The organism is Clostridium sp. Marseille-P299 (assembly GCF_900078195.1).
In the GTDB taxonomy this organism is placed as follows: Bacteria; Bacillota; Clostridia; order Lachnospirales; family Lachnospiraceae; genus Lachnoclostridium.
This window is the reverse complement of the sequence record NZ_FJVE01000007.1, coordinates 136,049-159,345: the sequence shown is the minus strand read 5'-3', so window position 1 is coordinate 159,345 and position 23,297 is coordinate 136,049. Positions and strand designations below refer to the sequence as shown.

Annotated in this window: 19 protein-coding genes; 1 reads left to right on the top strand and 18 read right to left on the bottom strand. The window is 33.8% G+C overall.

Annotation, left to right across the window (positions count from 1 at the left end):
* Positions 1–2: 2 nt before the first annotated feature.
* The 13 genes from BN4220_RS08965 to purM all read right to left on the bottom strand — a co-directional run bounded on the left by BN4220_RS08965 (position 3) and on the right by purM (position 17,578).
* A complete protein-coding gene (locus tag BN4220_RS08965; protein ID WP_066715575.1) occupies positions 3–1,001 on the bottom strand; it encodes a M14 family zinc carboxypeptidase in 999 nt (332 codons plus the stop codon).
* Between the two features lie 456 nt (positions 1,002–1,457).
* Complete coding sequence (locus BN4220_RS08960) at positions 1,458–1,892, bottom strand: hypothetical protein (protein ID WP_066715574.1); 435 nt, start codon at positions 1,890–1,892, stop codon at positions 1,458–1,460.
* Positions 1,893–1,911: 19 nt separating this feature from the next.
* A complete protein-coding gene (radA, locus tag BN4220_RS08955; protein ID WP_066715573.1) occupies positions 1,912–3,264 on the bottom strand; it encodes a DNA repair protein RadA in 1,353 nt (450 codons plus the stop codon).
* Positions 3,265–3,493: 229 nt separating this feature from the next.
* A complete protein-coding gene (locus BN4220_RS08950; protein ID WP_066715572.1) occupies positions 3,494–3,907 on the bottom strand; it encodes an endosialidase in 414 nt (137 codons plus the stop codon).
* 307 nt (positions 3,908–4,214) lie between these two features.
* Positions 4,215–6,686 (bottom strand): ATP-dependent Clp protease ATP-binding subunit, encoded by a 2,472-nt coding sequence (locus BN4220_RS08945; protein WP_066720819.1) that lies wholly within the window; start codon positions 6,684–6,686, stop codon positions 4,215–4,217.
* 202 nt (positions 6,687–6,888) lie between these two features.
* Complete coding sequence (locus BN4220_RS08940; RefSeq protein WP_066715571.1) at positions 6,889–7,929, bottom strand: hypothetical protein; 1,041 nt, start codon at positions 7,927–7,929, stop codon at positions 6,889–6,891.
* A 166-nt stretch (positions 7,930–8,095) separates the two neighbouring features.
* Positions 8,096–8,656 carry a UvrB/UvrC motif-containing protein gene (locus BN4220_RS08935; protein WP_066715570.1) on the bottom strand — a complete coding sequence of 187 codons (561 nt, stop codon included), beginning with the start codon at positions 8,654–8,656 and terminating at the stop codon, positions 8,096–8,098.
* Positions 8,657–8,736: 80 nt separating this feature from the next.
* Complete coding sequence (locus BN4220_RS08930; RefSeq protein WP_066715569.1) at positions 8,737–9,120, bottom strand: GntR family transcriptional regulator; 384 nt, start codon at positions 9,118–9,120, stop codon at positions 8,737–8,739.
* A gap of 83 nt (positions 9,121–9,203) precedes the next feature.
* Positions 9,204–10,460 (bottom strand): cadherin-like beta sandwich domain-containing protein, encoded by a 1,257-nt coding sequence (locus tag BN4220_RS08925; RefSeq protein WP_066715568.1) that lies wholly within the window; start codon positions 10,458–10,460, stop codon positions 9,204–9,206.
* A 179-nt stretch (positions 10,461–10,639) separates the two neighbouring features.
* Positions 10,640–14,368, bottom strand: a complete 3,729-nt coding sequence (locus BN4220_RS08920) for an SH3 domain-containing protein (RefSeq protein WP_066715567.1) — start codon at positions 14,366–14,368, stop codon at positions 10,640–10,642.
* A gap of 247 nt (positions 14,369–14,615) precedes the next feature.
* Positions 14,616–15,893 carry a phosphoribosylamine--glycine ligase gene (gene purD, locus BN4220_RS08915; RefSeq protein WP_066715566.1) on the bottom strand — a complete coding sequence of 426 codons (1,278 nt, stop codon included), beginning with the start codon at positions 15,891–15,893 and terminating at the stop codon, positions 14,616–14,618.
* Positions 15,894–15,932: 39 nt separating this feature from the next.
* Entirely contained in the window at positions 15,933–16,559 is a 627-nt protein-coding gene (purN, locus tag BN4220_RS08910; protein WP_066715565.1) for a phosphoribosylglycinamide formyltransferase, read from the bottom strand.
* A complete protein-coding gene (gene purM, locus BN4220_RS08905; RefSeq protein ID WP_066715564.1) occupies positions 16,553–17,578 on the bottom strand; it encodes a phosphoribosylformylglycinamidine cyclo-ligase in 1,026 nt (341 codons plus the stop codon). The genes purN and purM overlap by 7 nt, the downstream gene beginning before the upstream one ends.
* Before the next feature lie 353 nt (positions 17,579–17,931).
* Here purM and bilS point away from each other — a divergent pair, with 353 nt between their 5' ends.
* The gene (gene bilS / locus BN4220_RS08900; RefSeq protein ID WP_066715563.1) at positions 17,932–18,471 is read left to right on the top strand and encodes a flavodoxin family protein BilS; all 540 of its coding nucleotides are present in this window, start codon (positions 17,932–17,934) and stop codon (positions 18,469–18,471) included.
* A gap of 308 nt (positions 18,472–18,779) precedes the next feature.
* On the opposite strand, the gene BN4220_RS08895 is transcribed toward bilS, so the two are convergent.
* The 5 genes from BN4220_RS08895 to BN4220_RS08875 form a co-directional block, all read right to left on the bottom strand.
* On the bottom strand, positions 18,780–19,352 hold the full coding sequence (locus BN4220_RS08895; RefSeq protein WP_066715562.1) for a hypothetical protein: 573 nt from the start codon (positions 19,350–19,352) through the stop codon (positions 18,780–18,782).
* Positions 19,353–19,684: 332 nt separating this feature from the next.
* Positions 19,685–20,191 carry a 5-(carboxyamino)imidazole ribonucleotide mutase gene (gene purE, locus BN4220_RS08890; RefSeq protein WP_066715561.1) on the bottom strand — a complete coding sequence of 169 codons (507 nt, stop codon included), beginning with the start codon at positions 20,189–20,191 and terminating at the stop codon, positions 19,685–19,687.
* Positions 20,192–20,220: 29 nt separating this feature from the next.
* Complete coding sequence (locus BN4220_RS08885; protein ID WP_066715560.1) at positions 20,221–22,302, bottom strand: aminopeptidase; 2,082 nt, start codon at positions 22,300–22,302, stop codon at positions 20,221–20,223.
* A gap of 28 nt (positions 22,303–22,330) precedes the next feature.
* Positions 22,331–22,654 (bottom strand): DUF6142 family protein, encoded by a 324-nt coding sequence (locus BN4220_RS08880; RefSeq protein WP_066715559.1) that lies wholly within the window; start codon positions 22,652–22,654, stop codon positions 22,331–22,333.
* Positions 22,655–22,674: 20 nt separating this feature from the next.
* Entirely contained in the window at positions 22,675–23,136 is a 462-nt protein-coding gene (locus tag BN4220_RS08875; RefSeq protein ID WP_242867770.1) for a VanZ family protein, read from the bottom strand.
* Between the last annotated feature and the right edge of the window lie 161 nt (positions 23,137–23,297).

Sequence of the window (23,297 nt, the reverse complement as noted above, 5' to 3'; positions counted from 1 at the left end):
GACTATTGATAATGATCGGCTAATGAAGCCCACATCTGCCTATTCTCATTCCATATCCTTTGAAACTCACGAATCGATAGTGGTGCTTGCCTGATACCAATTTCAATCGTCGCCGATGGTATTTGTTCTACCATAACCGCCCAATCACCATAGCCTGCTGCATCTTGCTTATCTGTAGCGGCATATTTAATTTCATATCCAGTTGTTTTCGATATGCGCTCAACCAACGCTTTACATGTCTTCCGAATTTCGCCTTCTTGACCATAATCCCAATAAATAACGGAACCTGTAGCATGATAACTAATTGCTACAATTGGACGTATTCTTTTTGTTAGTTCTACCAAAGCCTTGGTCTCTGGTTCACTCTCTACGGTTTTACCTTTGTACTTCTCAGCACCTGGTGAACTCAACCCAACAAATTCATCCCATCCATAATTAAAATTACGATTTAAGTCAACACCACCAGCGTTCGCTTTCCAATACTTTAAGTAACTCTCAAAGGATTTCGTTGTTACTCCTGTAGTCTTATCTCTTTTAAACCACTCTTTTATGTCTTTTTTAATGTTCTCGCTCTTAATTTTACCTAATCCATACTGACTAATAGAAATGCCATCCGGGTTTACCATAGGTAAAATATGAAATGTTATGTTATGAAACAATTCATGGTATGTTTTAGAATCATAGGTACCAGACTCAAAACAATATAAATAATACTCCATCTGTTTCATCACTAGTAATGTAGTCATATGTTCTCTTGCATGAATTCCAGCGTGAATAAGTATATGTTTTTCATTATTTGGGTTACCAATGATGACCTCATATACATTTCTCTTGTCTTTCGTAGTTGCAATTGCTTGCACTTTAATTTTCCCTTGATATGTAGCCTCTAATTTTCCAAGGTCCTTAACCATGTTTTCATACGAGTATAACGAACTTGTAGTATTTACAATCGTCAAATCATCCATAGGAAAAGGTATCAAATCTCGATTATTATTTTTCATACTACTATCTCCTAATTAGCACTTACTATTAAGATATTACATATACCCTTTTTTGTATCTATGTCCTATGTCATGGATACCTTTTAAAATATAACTACATTATCCAAATTATTGGTATATTCTTCATTTATATTCACAGTAATCATATAGCTTATCAATACCAGTGTCAACATTGTTGTATTTTAGAGCCTTAAAGATATTTTTGTTAGTTTTGTAAGTACCCATTTCCTATCATTTCTATCTTTCCTATGAACTTGTATTCACACAAAAAAATGAGCCATGCAATGGCCCGGTTGTAAGTGATTTATGGCATGATTCCATTATAAACTCATAAAAAACAAAATTAAAGACTATAATTCTTAAGATTTTCTTTATTACTACAATTTATTCTGTAAGAATATAAAACTGCCACAATATACTCCCATTGAGTTACTATGACAGTTTTAAAACATCTATTTATTCAACACTATGTGCTTCCATATTATCTAATAGTAATTCTTCCGACATTTCTATAGAATCTCTATGACTTGCAATTTCACTCTCCATAATATGAAGTGCTGTAGATAGTCCTTCTTGCTCACTTAGCATCTGCTGATAGATACTTCCTATCTCTGCTACAATATCGTTTTGTTTTGAAAGAACCTGATTCAGTTTTTGAATTGGTAAATTGCATGAATCACCTAAGTTCATTGCCGTAGCTTCTAGTTCCATTCCTATTAGTTCAAGAGATGAAAGTAATTCCATCACATATGTCATAGACATGGTAACCATAGCACTCGTTTTATCTTGATGGTTAATTGCTTCAAACGCACTTTTCTCAATTAATTCTTGAGAAGCAGTTAAATGTTTGCATACATCTTGAATTATTTGTACCTTACGTCGATCCCCCATAATAGCCCCTTTACCATTCCTATAGTAAATTCATTAATTCCCGTATGTTTTTTATGCCAATCAAGTTAATTCCGTTTGCTTTTATACTTTCTCTATTCACATATGGTAAAATACAAGTCTCATATCCCATCTTAATAGCATCTGAAACACGTTGCTCTGCCATACTGACGGCTCTAACCTCGCCTGTTAATCCTACTTCACCAAAAGCAATGGTTTTATTACCAACTGCCTTGTTTTTATAACTTGATAGAATTGCTAAAATAATAGCTAAATCTAGTGCCGGCTCATTAATTTTCATACCGCCTGCAACATTAATATATGCATCACAAAACGACATCTGTATTCCTAAGCGTTTCTCAAGGACTGCCATTAATAAGTTCACTCGGTTATAATCTGTTCCTGCCGCAGTACGTCTTGGCATATTAAAGTTCGTTTGACATACAAGTGCTTGCACTTCAACTAGAATCGTTCTAGTTCCCTCCATAGACGCAGCTACAACAGAACCAGGTTCATCCTCAGGTTTCCCTTTTAGCATGTACTCGGAAGGATTGCTTACCTCAACAAGTCCTGTATTACGCATTTCAAATACGCCAATTTCATTGGTAGAACCAAAACGATTTTTAACCGCACGTAAAATTCGATAAGAAGCAGTATTTTCACCTTCAAAATAAAGAACCGTGTCTACCATATGCTCAAGGACACGTGGGCCCGCAACAACACCTTCCTTTGTTACGTGACCAACGATAAATACCGTAATTCCCATCCCTTTTGCAATATGCATTAATGTTCCTGTTGATTCTCTTACTTGACTAACACTACCAGGTGAGGCACTAACTTCCTCTTTATACATCGTTTGAATGGAGTCAATGATCATAATTTCCGGTTGTACTCGTCCAATCACTTCTTCAATCAGGTTAAGATTTGTCTCTGAGAGTAACAGCAAATCGCCTCCAAAAGTTCCTAGGCGTTCTGCTCTCATCTTAATTTGTCGCAGAGACTCTTCCCCTGAGATATAAAGCACCTTACACTGTTTTTCAACCAACTGTTTACACATTTGCAATAGCAAAGTAGACTTTCCGATGCCTGGATCTCCTCCCACTAAAACAAGGGAGCCCTTCACGATTCCTCCGCCAAGGACTCGATCAAATTCATGAATTCCTGTTAGTTTTCGTTCATCCTCATCGGTTTTTACTTGTGAAAGGCTTTCTGGCTCTGCTTTTGTAATTCTTGTATTCGTAGTAGCCGTTACCCTTTTCACCACTGGTTCTTCGACAAAGGAATTCCAACTTTTACACCCAGGACATTGTCCAAGCCATTTTGAAGATTCATAGCCACATTCTTTACAAAAAAATACACTTTTTGCTTTCGCCATTTTTACCTCTTTCTTCCTAGGGTTTATACACAAACTGCGTTTTATTTATGTAATATACCTCTTAATGAATTACCAAAACTACAGTTTTAACGAACCTTTCCATATTTCTTTGTTCACTTAAATTGCAGTTTTGGCAATCCCTCTCTATAAGAAATGCACATAAATAAAACGCATTAAATTTTTGTTGTAAATCCAGCCATATGATTAAATCTATTATACTATGATACTCTTAGCACTTAACTACTTTAATTGCAGACTTTTTATCTTCATTTAACTCAACGCTAAGAATTAATTTTCCACCTAAGTTTGTTTTCATTTTACCAACATTAATATCATCAATTAAAATTTTGTATTCCTTTTCAGGCTCAAGTTCTAATGTAATTTGAGCATCTTCCTTTGCTGTTACAATAAAGGAAACTTCTTTATCTGTAATGCTTAAATTATAAACTGCGGTTCCTGGAACAGATTCATATACGAACATACCATTCTTTTCAAGTTTAGTAATTTCATAAAATGTTTTTACTTTATATAAATCCCCGTTATGTTCAAAATCAGATACCTTTGATTTCGTATCTAATGTATAATCTCCAAAGCTAAGCGTTCCATCGCTTTCCTTGCGAATTAATTCTTCATGCATTGCCATTTTAAATATCCTCCTGCTTCTAATGTAATTACATTTACATAAAAGTATCTCTTTTATGTCATTATTATATAATAATCTTTTATGTTTTGCCACAAAATAATGCATATTTCAATTTTTTTTCATCTTTTACAACAAAATTCAGTTTTCTTTATAATTTGGTTATAAATCTTAGCTCTATGTATGAAAAAAGATTATCCACAAAATCTGAAACACCATACGTATTGTTAATGAATCATTGTTTTATGAATAATCTTTTTTCTGTCCTAAATTTACTTAAATAATTTATATAAAATACATTTTAAATTAATTACGCTTCTATCTTTTTAGCCCTTTTGCGTCTTGTTGTAAATTTAAGTTCATCGTCTTTGCGATCAATTGTAACTGTATCGCCCGCATTAACCTGACCTTCTAATATTTTTTCTGCTAACATATCTTCGATATGAGTCTGTATCGCACGTCTTAAAGGTCTCGCTCCATATTTATTGTCATATCCTTTTTCAGAAAGATAATTTAATGCTTCATCTGTAATTTTTAAAGTAATATCCATCTGTTGCTTGCAACGTTTGATAATACTTCCTGACATAATCGTTACAATTTTCTTGATATCATCTTTTGATAAGGCATGGAATACTATAATTTCATCAATACGATTGATAAATTCAGGCTTAAAGATACGCTTTACTTCTTCCATAACGCCATCTTTCATGCGCTTATAATCTGCAGATTCATCTGTTACTGTTGAAAATCCTAATTTCTTAGGTTCTATAATACTAGAAGCTCCTGCATTGGAAGTCATTATGATAATTGTGTTTTTAAAGCTTACTTTTCTACCTTGCGCATCAGTAATATGTCCATCATCCAATACTTGAAGTAAAATATTAAACACATCAGGATGTGCCTTTTCAATTTCATCAAATAAGATAACGGAGTATGGGTTTTGACGAACTTTTTCACTTAATTGTCCGCCCTCATCATAACCTACATATCCTGGAGGTGATCCTATCATTTTAGATACACTATGCTTTTCCATGTACTCAGACATATCAACACGTATCATTGCATTCTCATTCCCAAACATTGCTTCTGCTAAAGTTTTTGAAAGCTCTGTTTTACCAACACCTGTTGGTCCAAGGAATAAGAAAGAACCAATTGGTCGGTTTGGATCTTTTAATCCAACTCTACCTCTTCGAATCGCCTTAGCCACTGCACTAACAGCTTCTTTTTGACCTACCACTCTTTCATGAAGAATTCCTTCAAGTTTTAAAAGACGTTCGCTTTCGCCTTCTTCTAATTTTTGAACTGGTATTTTGGTCCATCCAGATATGATATCAGCGATTTCATTCTCAGAAACAATGAGTTTTCTTTCTTCCCTATCTTTTTCTTCTTGTATCTTAAGTTTACTTACGTTATCTCTTAATTTATCTTGTTGTTTTTTAATTGCTCCAGCTTTTTCAAAAGCTTCTTCTTTAATAGCTAATTCTTTTTCTTCTTCAAGAGCTACTATTTTTTCTTCCATTTCTTTAATCTTAGGTGATGCAATATAAGTACTTAAACGAACCTTAGAAGCTGCTTCATCAATTACGTCAATGGCTTTGTCAGGTAGATAACGATCGTTGATGTAACGACTTGATAATTTTACTGCTGCAACAATTGCTTCGTCTAATATCTCAACATTGTGATGAGCTTCATAGCTAGTACGTAAGCCCTTTAAAATCTTAATTGCTTCTTCCTCACTTGGTTCCTCAACAACTACTGGCTGAAAACGTCTCTCTAGTGCAGCATCTTTTTCAATATATTTGCGATACTCATTTCTTGTTGTTGCACCGATTAATTGTAATTCACCTCTTGCTAAGGATGGTTTTAAAATATTAGATGCATCGATGGCACCTTCTGCTCCGCCTGCTCCGATAATCGTATGAAGTTCATCGATAAACAGCAACACATTGCCATCATACATAACTTCTGATATTACTTTTTTAATTCTTTCTTCAAATTCACCACGATATTTAGAGCCAGCAACCATTCCAGATAAATCTAAAGTAACTACTCTTTTATCTTTGATTGTATCAGGTACATCACCATCTACTATTTTTTGTGCTAAACCTTCTGCAATTGCTGTTTTACCAACACCAGGTTCACCAACTAAGCAAGGATTATTCTTTGTTCTTCTGCTTAAAATTTGTATTACTCTTTGAATCTCTACCTCACGACCAATGACAGGATCTAATTTTCCTTCCTTGGCATAGTCTGTTAAATTTCTACTATACTGATCTAACGTTGGAGTTTGAGACTTTCCTTTGTTTTTGCCTTTGCTCATAGCATATTCGCTTTTGGCTGCATTTATATCTACTCCTGTAGATGCTAATGTATCCATATAAAGCTTTTGAATATTAATACCAAGTGTATTTAAAAGACGTACTGCAATACAATCAGATTCTTTTATAAGTGCGATTAATATATGTTCTGTTCCAATTAAAGAAGCATTCATACGTCTTGCTTCTCGTCCACTTTGCTCTATGATATTCTTTGCTCTACCTGTAAACCCATTGGAACCAAGGGTATTCACTGTAGTATTTGGCGCAATTAGTTGATTTACTAATTCAAGTACTTTTTCTTCATCAACGCCGTTTGCTTCTAATACTTTGGATGCAACTCCATCTACTCTTAACAGCCCTATCAATAAATGTTCTGTTCCAATATAATTATGTGATAATCGATAGGCAGTGTCAGTTGCAGAATTTATTGCATCTCTCGCATTCTCTGTAAATCTATCATTCATCATCGAATTCCTTTCGTATTATGATATATGGTCTAATAGAAGTGTCTTTTAACTTCTGATAAAAGGTGCTGTTTTGGCACCATTCATTTGATGATAGGAACTTTTTTTGATCCTATTATATAGTTGTATTTTACAATGTAACATTTCGAGTGTCAAAAGTTTTTGACACTCGAAATTCTAAATCAGGTTTATACCAGTAAACTCACGAAAGAATTAATTCTGGAAGTGCATGATTAAGATACTCTGCACGATAAAAATCTCTTTCGTTACTAGCAATACTTTTTCCTATTATCTTTTGTAGATTTGCCGGTTGTATCTCCAACATCATCTGAAAAATGTTCTTATCTTCTTTTAATTTTATTAAATCAGTATCAACACCTAATTTTAATTGTGCTAACAATGTCATGGCATCCATCGTATTTAATCTCTTGGCATATTTTAAAACACCGTAAGAGCGATAAACCTTATCTTCAATCTCATCTCCGTTTACAGTTAGCAAGTATTCTCTTCTCTTCTTTTCTTGTTCCACTGCCTGTTTCACAATATGAGTCAAACTCTCAACAATTTCGCTTTCTTTACTTCCTAATGTTTTTTTGTTTGAGATCTGATATATATTACCTAAATGATCTTTTTCTTCACCATAAACACCACGAATTACAGCTCCATACTTTTCAATTTCATCCGATAATTTTTGTATTTTCCCCGCCATTGTAAGTGCAGGTAAAAATAATAAATAAGAAGCTCTTAGCCCAGTTCCAACATTTGCAGGACTAGAAGTTAAATATCCAAATTTATCATCAAATGCATATTCAAACTTTTCGCTAATAATATCGTCTATTTTTTCAGCTCTTTCAAGCGCCTTTTTCATACTCATCCCACTACTAACTGCTTGAATTCGTATGTGATCTTCTTCGTTGATCATAATACTCATTCCTTGGTCTTGTGAGCTTAGTAGACCTGTGCTTTGCTTTTTCCCTGAAAGTAATGGTGATATCATATGATATTCTGCCATGGATGCTTTCTCAAGATCTGCTAGTTTATTCACTTGAAAGCTATTATATTCTGTACCCTCGCTTTTTTCCAGGTCATTTTTAATGCTCATTATCTCTGATACTAATTCTTGTGCGTCTTCATCCTTTAGTTTCTCTTGAAAACAATAATTTTTTAAATTTCTTGCTAAACGGATTCGACTAGAGATAACTACATTTTTCTTATCAACCTCTGTTTCATACCATTTTTGCATATTAATCCCCATTCTTGCACACGTTCTTTGTGCATAACAAGTTTGTGGTGCGCAAGCACAAACCTGCGTGTGAAACTAGATTTTCAATTATCACACTGCCTCCCATTTCGCCTCCTAAGGCGACACAACATTTAAAGAAAGTAACACGTATTAAGTTCTTATAAATTTAACACCCTTGGTGTTCGTGATTGGATGGTTCTACTTCATTATTTTTTATTGCTTTCATCGCATCCCTAATTTTTGCTGCTTCTTCAAATTCCTCTTGTTCAATAGCTCGCTGTAATTGTATGGATAGTTTCTCATATTCTGATAAACTATTCACGATGCGATTGGTTTCACTAATATAACCTTTTGGTCTCTTACCAGTGTGTAATTCAGCACCGTGAATACTGCGAAAGCTCTTTGGTAACATTTTACCAAAGCTATGATAGCACCCTGCGCAACCAAACTTTCCATGATTTAAAAATTCACTATATTTCAATCCGCATTTTATACAAGTTACCTCGGATGAACTTTCTTCTTTATTATCCGATGTGCTATAACTTTCAAGTATTCCTGATAGTAAGCCCCCTATGGTAAACTCTTGATTTGTAATAGGGTTTTTTATCTTAAAAGAGGTATGTTCTGCTGCACATTCCTCGCATAAGTGTTGTTCTTTCTTCTTGCCATTAACTATTTCAGTATAATATATTTTTGCTTCTCTTTTGTTGCAAACATCACATAACATAAAAACGCCTCCTTTATCATCATTTTGGCATATTTACAATTAAAATAGTAATCATGCCATGACTACTTATCTAAAATCTTTCAACTTTTAGATTGGTCCATAAACTCTTTATAAATATTATCTACTATTTCGTGTATCTCTTCACTACTAATGTCCTTACAAATGGCTTGCGCCATTAATACACGCATTTGTCCAATTAGTTCATTTTTAACACGGATTTTATCACAATCAAGTGATATTACAGCGCCTTTTCTTCTATCTAACTTCACATATCCTTCTTGCTTTAATATAGTATATGCTTTATTTACAGTATGCATGTTTATGCCAATGTTGTCAGCTAATTCTCGAACAGATGGTAAATTATCTCCATCTCTAATTTCTGAATTTGCAATCCCTAAAATTATTTGATTCCTTAGCTGAATATAAATAGCTTCATCACTATTAAAATCTATTCTAACTATCACAGTTACACCTCCGATATTTCATCCTCTGAGATTTGTTTTAGCTGTTATATTAATAATATAACAAAACAAACACATTGTCAATTCTAATCTAAATCGTCCGACTTCATACCTTTTGACTTAATATAAAAATGTATCAAACCAATAAGTAATATACCCGATAAAGCGATCAATAACGCTATAATTAAAGCTAGCTGACTTAAATTTTCTTTGTAATCACGAACAAGCTCTGATAGTTCTGCGATTTCATAGGATTCATCTGAGGGGTTAGATAGCACTATTTTCTCATCTGGATATCTTTGAACTGTCTTCTCTATACGGTCATATCGATATAATCCTGTTTCCCCAGCTTCGTTGGTTAGTACTAAAAGCAGATAATCACTATCTGTAGTTCCTTCTTTTTGATATGCAGGAATTGTAATCCCATCTAATACAAAATCGCTTCTTTCATAACCCTTTGGAATTTCAACCCCATTTGCATTCTTTGGTACTGTAAAATAATATTGACCAGAAATTTGAACGACTCCATTAATATTGCTTGCTTGAAATCTCCATTCGTTTTGCCCATTGTCATTGGAGTCCTTTGATTCATTTACTTCTTCCTTATCTTCTACTTTCTCTTCCTTATTGACTGTAATCACATATTCCTTTGTATTTCCTGCCTCTGCAACTACTTCAATAACAACTTTATTACTACCTGGTACTAAATTCTGATTCCCTGTAATCTTTACTTTTGCCTCTACATCCTGTGCCAACGCACTTAAAATTAAATTTTGTGTATTTGCATCTACTTCAGTATTATAGACATAAACCTCTGGATCAAAACTAGGAGTTAAGGTCCCTGGACTTATTTTTAGTGTTTCTAACATTGTATTTTCAGATGCTGTTTTTGGTGCAGTCGTATTTATTTTAAGAGGTGTGCTAGATAAAGACATTGCATCTCCACTCTCGTACTCGTAAGCTACAGCCTCAGTAACATTAAGTTCTGAGCTACCAACATCAATTATTTTAAAATTTAAAATATATTTTCGTGTATTTGTCGTTGATGCGCCATAGTCATATACCTTTAATACGCCATCTCCACCAGTAATGCAACTTGCTCCACTCACATACTCTATTATATCTGCATTGTATGAAATAAAGCCCTCAAAATCTCCTAATGTTACATCTGAATCTACACATAAATATATAGATATTGTATTCCCAACAGTTAACGTAGTTTCATCGGTTTCAAAATATACGGTTGAACTGGCTGCTTTTACTACTTCTTTTGGTAATAAAGCTGATATGATAAGCAATATGCTTGTAATTAAACAAATTATACTTTTCTTTATTGTCTTCATTTGAACCTCCATACTGCAATAAGCAGATTATTTTTTGATTTTTTAGAAACAAAATATGTACACTTCAAATTAATATTTATTTTTATAAAAATTATAAAAGGTCGCCTTTAAACGAGAAACACAAAAATCCATTTGTTGATTCATGTTTAAAGACAACCTCTATAAATTAACGAACTCTATTAATATCCTCTGACAATCGTTATTACATAATTTCTAACATCACCATTTTCAGCTGTAACGCTTACAGTAATAGGATTTTCTCCATATTGTAAAACAACATAGCCAGTTCCACGAACACTTGCTTTTGTACTTACTGATGTTGCAATAACATTAATACCTTCACAGGAAGAATCAACAATAAGCGTATATTCCTGATCTTTACTAATATCAAATGTTGGTGTTAATCCTAAATCATTTCCTTCAATATCCTGTACTTTTAATGTTTTTAGCCAGTTGTTTGGATTTGCCCCGTTGCTAGGCGCAGCACATGCTGTTGCTGGCATATTAAGATATACTGGTATTGAAAATACAATTGGTGAGCTACTTACATCCGAATATGCAGCAAATACTTTTTTACTTTCTGCATATGGAGCCTCAACATTTGCCATATATTGATGTGAGTGGGTTGAAGTTGGGGTCACATTAAACTTTTGTAAATAAATCGTATCCTGGCCTTTACTAATATAAGAATTACCAATAATATAGCCTCCTCCTACAATAGCACGATAGCGATTATTCCAAGGTATCAATGAATTTGCATTCAAAGTAGCATTTGTACTACCATTTTTCGCATACTTCAATCCATTCGCAATTGCACCACCTGCAACCGTACTGTGATACGCACCTATATTGTAAAAGTTAAATAATCCTTCAAAGCCTGAAAACGTTCCTGAAACGCTATTACTTAAACTGTTGGTTCCAGTTACAACCTCTTGTTTTACACGAGAAGCTAAGTGATATGGACTTACTCCAGAATATTCAGCTGCTCTCATAAATGTTGTACCATAGGAAATTGTCTGAGTTATTCCAGCGTCATCAGTATACGTGTAATTTGTCTTGTAAAGTGGTGTATTCTTAAGAATATTTTCTACACCAGCTAAGTTCTGATAAGTTGGCTTATAAGCTAGATGCTCAAACTGGAAGATACCATTTTCCGTTAAGAAATTTCTTGGATCCATATAATAAGCAATCGCCTCTTTGGAAGCTGTAACCCATGTGGAGCCATCATATACAATAAAACTGTCTGTTTTCCAGTTATAGGCACCAGTCTCTAATGACTTCCAGCCAATTCCTTTACTATTTGTAATTAAATTCTTTCCAGCTACTCCTTGTTTTTCAATTACAGTATTCCAATCCAAACCTGTATGATATGCTGTAAATTCCCAGTTTGGATACATTTGATGTAATTGACGTAGGTATACTTTATAACTTTCAGGGAATCCTTCATTGTTTAACTTTGTTTCAAAGTCTACACTGCTATTTCCATTCCCAGGTATACTAGAATTTCCATCCTCAATGGATCCTGAATCTATTTCTACATATTTTTCAACTACATATCCATAATATTCGATACCATTATTATCAAAACTAATATGATACCATTTTAAGGAATCCTTATATGCATAGCCGTGAAGAGAAATTACTTTTCCAGCACTTAATAAAATTGGATTTCCATTTTCATCATTTACAAAAGAACTGCTATATCCTGGATCTACCTTTACTGCAAGAGCACTTGCATCTTTAATCAACCCTGTACCTGAAAATACTTCTGTTACTGGTGTTGGAGTCGGTGCTGTTGTTACCGTTGGACTTGGTATGATTGTCGGTTCTGGCGTAACCGTTGCCTCTGGAGTTTTGGTAGGTTCTGGAGTTACCGTTGGTTCTGGTGTAACTGTTGGTAATGGTGTTGGTGTTACCGAAGTAGATGTTACACTAAAATTAATATCACTAGCAAGAACATAGCCTTCTATGGTTTCTTTACTCACCGTAGCTTTTATCTTAAACCATTTATCTGCACCTACTGTTTGTTCCGCTATAATTGTAATGTTTGCTCCAGATTCAAGAGATACAATGTTACCAGCCTTATTCTTAACGTAAGCAGCGGATGATTTCGCAGCTATTCTTGGATTAAGACTCTTACTAGCAACTTCTGCAGGTACTGTATCCTTCAATGTTAATTTAACATACGTACTTAATACATATCCAATCTGAGATTTACCATTAATCTCTGTAGCAACGCGATACCAAGTTTCTGAATTCACATCACTCTCATTTAAAATTGTAACTTTAGTATTATTTGTTAACGTTCCTAATTTATTACTACTAGCGGATGCTTCTTCTCTTAGATTAAGAGTATTCGCTGTTACAATTCCTGGTATCTGAAAATCTTCCTTATCATCAACAGTATTGCCAGGCGTTGGTGTTGGAGTCGGTGTTGGTGTTGGCTTAACTGTTTCGGTTGTTTTCTTACCAGTAATCGTTAAGCTGCTTGCTTTCACGTAACCCCTCGTTGCTTTTCCTTCTATCGTAATCCCAACAAGGAACCACTTTTCACCGCCTACAGTTTTTTCAGCGCTAATCCAAACGTTCGTCCCTTTCGTAAGAGATACTGCTTTTCCATTGCTAAGTGTTACACTAGCGCCACCTGCTCCCGCAGTTTTTTGCATTCCAATCTTGGCTTCACTAATAACACCGTAAAAACCAGTCTTAAATGTAAAAGTTATATAATTACTAAGGACATATCCTTTTGTAGTCTTTCCATTCACTTTAACAGAAATTTGATACCAAATTTCCGATCCACTCTTCTTTGTACCTAAAACAGTCACTGCTGTTTTGTTGTCCATCGTTGCAAGTTTTGTACTGCTCGCTGATGCATCTTTTCTAAGATTTACTCCGCTTGCATTTACTGTAGCAGGTAAACTTAAGTTCTTACTCTCAATTGTACTTTCAGAGGAATCTGGTGTTTCCGTTGGAGCCTGTGTAGGAACAGGTGTTGGTGTCGGTGTTGGCGTTGTAGTAACCGTTGTTGTTACCTTCTTACCTAAAAGTATAAGTTGACTAGACTTAACATATCCTCTTACTGTTTTTCCTTGATATGTAATCCCTACACGAAACCACTTTTCTCCCGCCACGGTTTCCTCAGCACTTACCCAAACGATATCCGCTTTCTTTACTGTTACCTTCTTACCACCTACGGTTACCGCTGTTGAAGTCCCTGCTTTCGAAGACAATGTTACATTTGCTTTCATTTTCGCATAAAATCCTGTACCAAACGTACATGCAACATAATCACTTAGCACATAACCTTTTACGGTTTTATTATCCACTTTAGCAGTTACATAGTACCACTTTTCTGTTCCGTTTGACTTTCCTGAAGTAATTGTAACAACTGCACCTTTTTTAAGGGTTGCTACAACTGTTCCATTCTTTGTTGCCTGCTTTCTTAAATTCAACTCATTGGCTGTAATCTTTGCAGAAATAGAAAGTTTATATGAAACTTTTGTTGAAGTCACAGGTGCCTCTGTTGGTGTTGGCGCTTCCGTTGGCTTTGGAGCTTGCGTTGGTGCCTGTGTCGGAGTCTCAGTGGTGGAATCTTCAACTGTTTTTATATATGTACCCAAGCAATAACCCTCAACAGGTTGTCCTAAAAAAGTTGCTTGAATTTGATACCAACCATCTTTCTCACCTAAAATAGTTACTTCTTGGTCCTTTACAAGATACGCTTCTGCCGTATCTACTAATACTTTATCATGATTTGTACCAGGGCCTGTACGTATGAATAAAGAAGTTGCCGTACATTTCCCAGTTGTTGCTGCAAATACCGTCCTAGATAATGGTGATATCAACTGTGGTATCACCAAACTAATACACAACAATACCATCAGCAGTTTCTTATACTTAAATTCCATAATTTTCTCTAACCCTTTCATTCCGATTCGCTTAACTTACTTTATTCTACAATCTTTTAATATATTAGGCAAGAGTTATGGCACTTGTATGGCATTTTTTTTGCATATTTCTGATATTTTGTCATAATAGAAATTATTTTAATTGAAAAAGAAAATGCATAATCACCAATTGTATATTAATTGCTGATTATGCATTCTCTAAATTCCACTATTAATCAAATTTATTGCTATTAAAGCCTCAAAAAGCTTATGACTGGAACTCATCTATAGATTTTCCAATATCATTTCTTTTGTATTTATTTTTAAAAGATATCCATTCAGTAGCTTCATAGGCATTCTTTCTTGCCTCTTTTAAATCCTTACCAGTGGCAGTAACCCCAAGCACACGACCACCATTTGTTACAATATCATTATCCATCTTTTTCGTGCCAGCATGGAATACATAATATCCATCTTTTCCTTCAAAATTTTCAAGTCCATGGATAGGAAAACCTTTTTCATATGCTTCCGGATATCCCTCAGAGGCTAAAACTACACACACTGCTGCATTATCTTCGAATTCAAGCTCTACATCCTTTAATTTTCCATCAATACAAGCTTCAAAAACATCTACAATATCTGTTTTCATTCGAGGCAGTACAACTTGTGTTTCAGGATCGCCAAATCTAGCATTATATTCGATTACGATAGGGCCTTGTTCCGTTAACATTAATCCGAAAAATAATATGCCAACAAAGTCTCTACTTTCGTTTTTCATTGCCGCCATTGTAGGCTGATAAATGTTTTTTATACAGAATTCGTCAACTTCTTTCGTATAAAATGGACTAGGTGAGAAGGTTCCCATACCACCTGTATTTAATCCTTGATCCCCATCCTTCGCTCGTTTATGATCTTGTGCACTTGTCATAGGAACAATATTGGTTCCATCACAAAATGCCAAGACGGAAACCTCTTTGCCTGTCATAAACTCTTCAATTACCAATTGATCTCCAGCCGAACCAAACTGTTTATCAAGCATGATTGCTTTTACTCCAGCGATTGCCTCCTCAAGGGTATTGCAAATAAGAACACCTTTACCAAGTGCAAGTCCATCTGCTTTTAAAACAATTGGTAACTTTGCTGTTTGCAAATAATGAATCGCATCCTCTGGGTTTTGAAACGTTTCATAAGACGCAGTAGGTATCTTATATTTTTTCATAAGGTCCTTAGAAAATGCTTTTGAACCTTCGATGATCGCTGCATTCTTTCTTGGACCAAATACACGAAGTCCTTTTTCCTCAAACACATCTACAATACCACCAACCAAAGGATCATCCGGTCCAATAATCGTCAAATCTATATTATTTTCTTTCGCAAAGTCTGCTAATTTTTCAAATTCCATAACACCAATTGGAACACAAGTTGCTATTTCTGAGATTCCAGCATTACCAGGAGCACAATAGATAAAATCCACACGTTTGCTTTCCTTTACTTTCCTTGCTATCGCGTGTTCTCTTCCGCCACCACCTACAATTAATACCTTCATGTCATAACCTCCATGTTTTCGCTTTATTAATTTTAAGCATTATTCAATAATGGTTGCTATATTGTCTTTTATCAGTACTTTACCGTTTGCAATAGAATCAATTGCCATAGGAAGTATCTTCCACTCCGCTTCTTCCATCACTCGCTTTTGAAGTATCTCTGGGGTATCGCCATTTCGGACCTCCACCGCCTTTTGTAATAAAATTGGTCCGGTATCTGTTCCTTCATCTACAAAATGAACGGTTGCTCCTGTTATTTTATTTCCACGTTTTAAAACAGCTTCATGAACCTTTAATCCATAATATCCAGCACCACAAAAAGATGGTATTAATGATGGATGAATATTAATGATTCTCTCTCTATATTGTTCAATTAATTGTGGTGGAAGAATTACTAAATATCCTGCCAATACAATTAAATCAGGCTTATAAGAATCAACGGTATCAAGTAGCACTTGATTAAATTCTTCTCTATTTTTATAATCCTTCATGCTCACACAGTTTGTCCGAATTCCATGATTCTTAGCTCTTATCAGCCCATAAGCATCTTCTTTATTACTTATTACACCAACAATTTCTGTATTTGTAATTTTACCTTGATCAATGGCATCAAGAATCGCTTGAAGATTTGTTCCACCACCAGATACTAAAACCACAACTCTTAGCATAAGCGAACACCTTTCTCACCAGAAACTATTTCACCAACCAAATATGCTTTTTCTCCACTTAATTCAAGCAAACGTATCGCTTCATCAGCCTTTTCTTGGTCAACCACTAACATCATACCTATTCCCATATTAAATGTGTTATACATCATGTGTTCTTCGATACTACCATCCTTTGATAACATTGAAAAAATTGCTGGTATCTCATAGGAATTCTTGTTTATAACTGCAGTTACTCCCTCAGGTAACATTCTTGGTATATTTTCATAGAAACCACCACCAGTGATGTGGCTACAGGCTTTTATAGTTACTGCTCCATTTTTTAAGGATTTCAATGCATTTACATAAATTTTAGTTGGTGTTAACAAAGTCTCCCCAAGTTTAGCACCAAGACATTCGTAATAGCTATCTAATACTTCTCTCTTCATATTGAACACATTACGAACCAATGAATACCCGTTACTATGTATTCCAGAGGATGCAATTCCAATAATTACGTCTCCTGCTTTCACATCTTGTCCAGTGATTAACTTTTTCTTATCTACAATTCCAACCGCAAAACCAGCTAAATCATATTCATCTACTGGATAAAACCCTGGCATTTCAGCAGTTTCACCACCAATTAATGCAGCTCCAGCTTGCTTACAGCCTTCTGCCACACCACTTACAATGGTTGCAATCTTTTCTGGCTCATTTTTACCACATGCAATGTAATCTAAGAAAAATAAAGGTTCTCCACCAGCACAAGCAATATCATTTACACACATCGCAACGCAATCAATTCCAATTGTGTCATGCTTATCTAGCAAAAATGCAAGCTTAAGCTTTGTTCCAACACCATCGGTCCCAGAAACTAATGTTGGCTCTTCCATATCTTTAAAACTAGCAAGTGAAAATGCACCTGAAAATCCTCCAATGCCAGTTAACACTTCTTTCCTCATTGTTCCCTGAATATGTTTTTTCATTAATTCGACAGCCTTATAACCAGCTTCAATGTCCACTCCTGCTTTCTTGTAATCCATGGCAACCTCCTAAAATGAATGCAATATATTTCTTATAATTAAATGAAATGTTTTTATTTCACTTAAGAAAAACCTCAATCCTTTTTCTATATTCTAACATACCTTCTAATACTTTGTCCTTAGTTTATAATTCTTAATTTCTTATCCTACTTATTAACCAATCTAATAATCTTATTTTAATGAAGAGTCTTTCTTTTCGTTTAAAACACTATATTGACTATTACAGCTTATAGGTATATGATACAAATTTAAGAATGGAAAAAATTCTAAAACACAAGAAGCATTAAGGTTTAGAATTTATGAATAGCAAAGATTTGAAATGAAACCTTGTAAGTAAGAAGGGAGAGATTTTTATGAAAATTGCAATTATATACGCAAGTCTTACTGGTAACACGAAACAATTATCAGAAAAAATTAAAGAAACATGCATAAATGAGGATATCACCTTCTATGGAACCCCACTTGATGCTGATATAGAAAATATTACATCTGCCGATTTAATTTTTGTAGGTTCTTGGACAGATAAAGGCAATTGTTGTACTAGTATAAAAGATTTCTTAAAGAAATTAAACAACAAGTCTATTGCCATCTTTGGTACTGCTGGCTTTGGAGGTTCTATCGAATATTTCAAAAAACTTGAAGAAAGAATGACTTTAGAAATACCAGAAAGCAATCAAGTCCTAGGAGCTTTTTATTGCCAAGGCAAAATGCCATTTAGTGTAAGAGACCGTTATTCTTCAATGATAAAAGAGAATCCTGAAGATAAAAATCTTCTTGTAAGTTTAAAAAATTTTGATGAAGCATTATCACATCCGGATTCTAAGGACCTTGCGAACGTGGAAGCCTTTACGAAAGAAATGCTTAACATAAGACGAGAGCAGATGCTTAAATAAAGATACTTTGATTTCAATGCATAAGATGTTCTAATTCATTCATAATTTGTGTGAAACATACCAAAAAGTAGATAACTCACTACGCGTGGACAAATCTATCTTTTGATGTACACAAATTATGAATAAAAAGAACAACTAACGCATTTCCATAGACATTTATATAGGCATTTCCATAGGCGGATTCATTCTTTTGCTTTGTGCAAATCGACATTATAATCTTGAATAAGGGTTTATGACACCCCAATCAATATTAAAATCATATAATTAGAGAGTTTAGTGGCTAATACTCTTTACATCTCAATTTACTTTTAGAACCCTTTATCATAAACATAGAATGGAGAATTTTCATCTTCTCTAATCATGAGGAAGCAAAAGTTTGGTAGTTCTCCCTCTGCCCATTCCCCCTCTTCCACTCCTTCAGGATATTGAACATTTATTGTTGCATACAAGGGCAAAATATTTTCAACACCAAAAAGCTCCTTATAATTTCTGCTGGCCATTTGTGTAAGCTCATGATCATCACCCAAATATTCAATCGATTCAATATCAATTGAGGCTACACCGTATAATTGTACTTCTCCATTCTCAATTCGTTCTTTTTGTTCATTTACTTTCTCAGGATACATAGTTTTCATTATCAGCTCATTATCTTTTTGATTCATAGCATCAATATGTTCTTCCGCCATTGCTATCGCTGCTTTTATTTCTACATCCGTAAATAAGGGCTCTGTATTGTTTTCTTCTACTTTATTTTCCTGATCAATTAAATTTTCTTCTTGAGTTGGAGTATTTTCTGTACTTGTCTTTTTGTCACAACCATAGATATACACAACAGATAGTACCAAAACAATGATATACATACACCGTTTAATATTTTTCATAACCATTCCTTCTTTCTTTTTCTTATTTAACTCAAAAAATTGATTTTAATTACAACGAATCTTTATTTGTACTCTCAATATAACATTTTTTATAATATTGTCAATAAAAGTTAAACTTTTACTTTTATTTTTTTGAAATTAATAAAGTTGCGTTTGCTGTACTTTATACGTAATATTGCTAATCAGAGATTAATCATGAATTCAGCATGGGGATTTATTTTTTTATTGTGAACCAAAAAAAGCTACTGCAACATGGCATTCCAACCATGCTACAATAGCTTCTATAACAATATAAAACAATTCTTAAAGTGTACTCTACTTCATGAAGTTTTTTACTTCATATATTCTTTATATCCTACTTTTTCAAGTTTTTCTTTTTTTGCAACAACGCCTTCTTTTAATTCTTCTTTATAAGCCTTTAACTTCTCTAAAATAGAATCATCAGAAGTTGCTAAAATTTTAGCGGCTAAAATACCTGCATTAGCAGCGCCATCAATTGCTACTGTAGCTACAGGAATACCACTTGGCATTTGAACGATGGAGTATAAGGAATCTACTCCACTAAGTGCTTTTGAATGAATTGGAACACCAATGACTGGCATAGGGAAAATTGCGGCTGCCATTCCTGGAAGATGAGCAGCTCCACCTGCTCCTGCTATAATTACTTTGTAACCTTTTTCTTCTGCACCCTTTGCATATTCAAAGAATATGTCTGGCATTCTGTGTGCTGAAATTACTGTAATATCATACTCAATTCCGAATTTCTCTAAGATTTCTGCTGCCTTACTCATAACTGGAAGGTCAGAGTCACTTCCCATAACAATACCTACTTTTGCCATGTTAATTCATCCTTTCTCTTATCTGTTCTTTATTTTAGCCTTTGCAATGCCTCGTTAAGTTCTAGGGTACCTGGCAATACAAAACGACCATCCTTAATTATGTCAACCTTTGTACCATTACTGCTATATACCGATATCTCCCCGATTTCGTTATATGGAATAGTAATATCTGTATGGCAATTAAAATATGCCTTCGTACGGTCTGTTTTTCTTATAATGGAAACTTCATTGTCTCTTGCAACAATTTCTTTTCCGTCAGGATTAAACACTTTATGATCTTCACTCATTTTATAGCAGGTATCACCAACTGCAAAATGAGGGCCTGTTTTTTCAGCGATTAAGATTGGAAGCTTTCTTTGTATATCAAAATTACGTCCCATAACATAAGCGGTTGTATTGGTTCCAATTGCAAATTCACCAAGAGGAAGTGTGTCATGGTTCATTAATAGGTTTTCTTTAATAAAATTCTTATTGTCCTCTTCATTATCAAAATTGGTGCAAGTATATTCGGCAATCATACCATCCTTAAATGTTAAATTAAGCCCTTTATACTCTAAACCATTTAAAAACACCTTGCTAACATTTAAACATCCATTGGTTCCAGTTAATTTTGGAGAAGTGAAAACTTCACCGACTGGAATGTTAACATCCGCAGTACAATTTTCAAATCTTGTTTCCTTTTCTTTATCCTTTAAGTCATAAAGCATTACTTTAAGATCTGTTTCATTCCCATTTGTACCAAGGATATGACAATATTCACCTTCATCCAATGCATCAATAATGAATTGTTGAATTCTTTTATACGTATCATTGTCAAGTGTATTTACCTTAACTGTTTCACGAAAGATTTCTTCAAACTTATCACCAATGGAAGGAAGTGGATAAGCAATTATTGTAAAGGATGTCTCATCTGCCTTCATGTAATTCATTGCTAGCATACTAACATCATTCGCATATTCTGTCAAAAGTTTTTGTTGTTTTTCACTAAGTTTTATTGCTGTATCTTTGCTGATTGGATCAAAATCAGGTTCACCAAAGGTTTCAAGTACCGCAGGACCAGCATAAACTGCTAGATCAAGTTTGTATTTTTCATAAGCTTCTTTCATTGCTTGAAGCATACGTTCTTTCATAACTTTATCGAAATACAAGCCTCTATCATTACGATGATCATACTCATATTGAAGATTTGGGCTTGTTGCATAATATCCAACTTTTCTACCTGGCTTTTTATTGATTGTATCCGTCGCTACTCTATATACAACTAGCTTCTTACCAATTCGTTTAAAATTCTCAAAGGCATATTTCATCATACGTTCAAATCCTATGAAATAACGAATTCCTACGATTTCCTTTTTACTAAGATCCATACCCATTGTTTCAAAACCACGGATATAACCTTCGGTATACGTATCTGCCATAGCCTTTACTTCTTCTTCTGGCAATGCATTTAAGAAAGAAGCTATTTTTAATTCATTGTCACTAATATAATCGCCAAAATAATATAGGTATCTTAAATCATTCAAATCTTCTTCCATTATGATATCATAAGCATATGTGTAAGTAGGATCTGAAGTTTCTCTCATACGAAATTCAAAATAATCTTCACAATAATCATGTACAAAATAATAAATAGAGCGCTTAATTTCTTTTGCTGTAAATTCATTCTCTTCTTCAAAGAAATTATAAATCTCTATCAATAATTCTGCGGTTACTGTAATAGGAAATAAACGATATTCAAATGCACAAGGAATTAAACTACGAATTTCAGTATATAAAAAAGATAATAATTTTCCATAATTATCTCCAAATACTTTTACTGCATAATCAGGATTCGCATAACTTTCTTCATATGCTCCTGGTAATATATCTTCATATAATGCAGTATTTATCTCCTTTAATTCCTCAATAGATTTACTTCTTAACGTTCCATCTTTTACTTCATTTACAATACTTTGAATCCTTTCAAAAAATTCCCCCATCTTTTTGAAAAATGGACGGAATAATTCATTTACCGTATCTTCTTCTTTCATGCTATAAATACGTTCCATAGACAATTCATAACGTTCCAAGATTAATTCATTTTCTTCCTGCAACATTTCAACATTTTTCATATCTTTAAGTTCCTTTCTTATCTAATATTTAAGATAGTATACCCACAATATATAAACTAAAAAAGACAATTACCATAATTCCATTTACACCAATGCCCATGATTGGAGCTGTTAAATAAATATCTTTTTCTTTAAAACTCTTTGTACTTAATATAAATCCATATACAGAACATGCAGCAAATATAAGTCCAATTATACCAAGTTCAATGCCACCATTTCCCTGATGTTTACCAGAAATAAAAGAGATTACAACAAAGGCAATGAGCGAACTTAGCCCAAGTAACATAGAAATAATCCCTTTTTTGGAATGAACCCTTCCTTTAAATTTTATACTACTTTTTCTAATAATCATGAGTTTCCTCCAAAATTCTATTACTTTTTCTTTTTACGAAATGTAAATGTAAGTAATTTTAGAAAGAGATAACCAATAGCTCCTCCTATTGTATTTAATAATAGGTCATCGACATCAAAGATTCCAATTTTATAAAGTAATTGTATTGTTTCAATGGATAGACTAAATAAAAAAGACCATATAACAATTTTAAAGAAATTTTTGTATCTAGAATTAATTAACGGAAGACAAAAACCGAATGGAGTAAATGCTAGTACATTGCCAAATAAATTAACAATGAAGCCTTCAATCCCAATGACATGACGATATTTTAAGAATCGTTTTATCTCTTGAAATAACACTAAGTTATAACGATAATCATCATTAAATTCAGTTCTCCCATATCTCTCACTAAAGAAAAGAAAATAAGAAATACTGATCAAATAAATAACGAACAATATAAAACTAATTACATGTAGAAGTCTTTCTTTCCCTTCTTTCACTATTTCTTTCCATTCCCTTTCTTACTAAATCTTGTGATATTACAAAAATATTTTGGTATAAAATTTAATTTTTGTAACTACCTTTATCATGCGTTTACTGCGTATATTATACAATAGCAAGTTTGGATATTCAAGGGAACATTGAATAATAAACAAAGAAA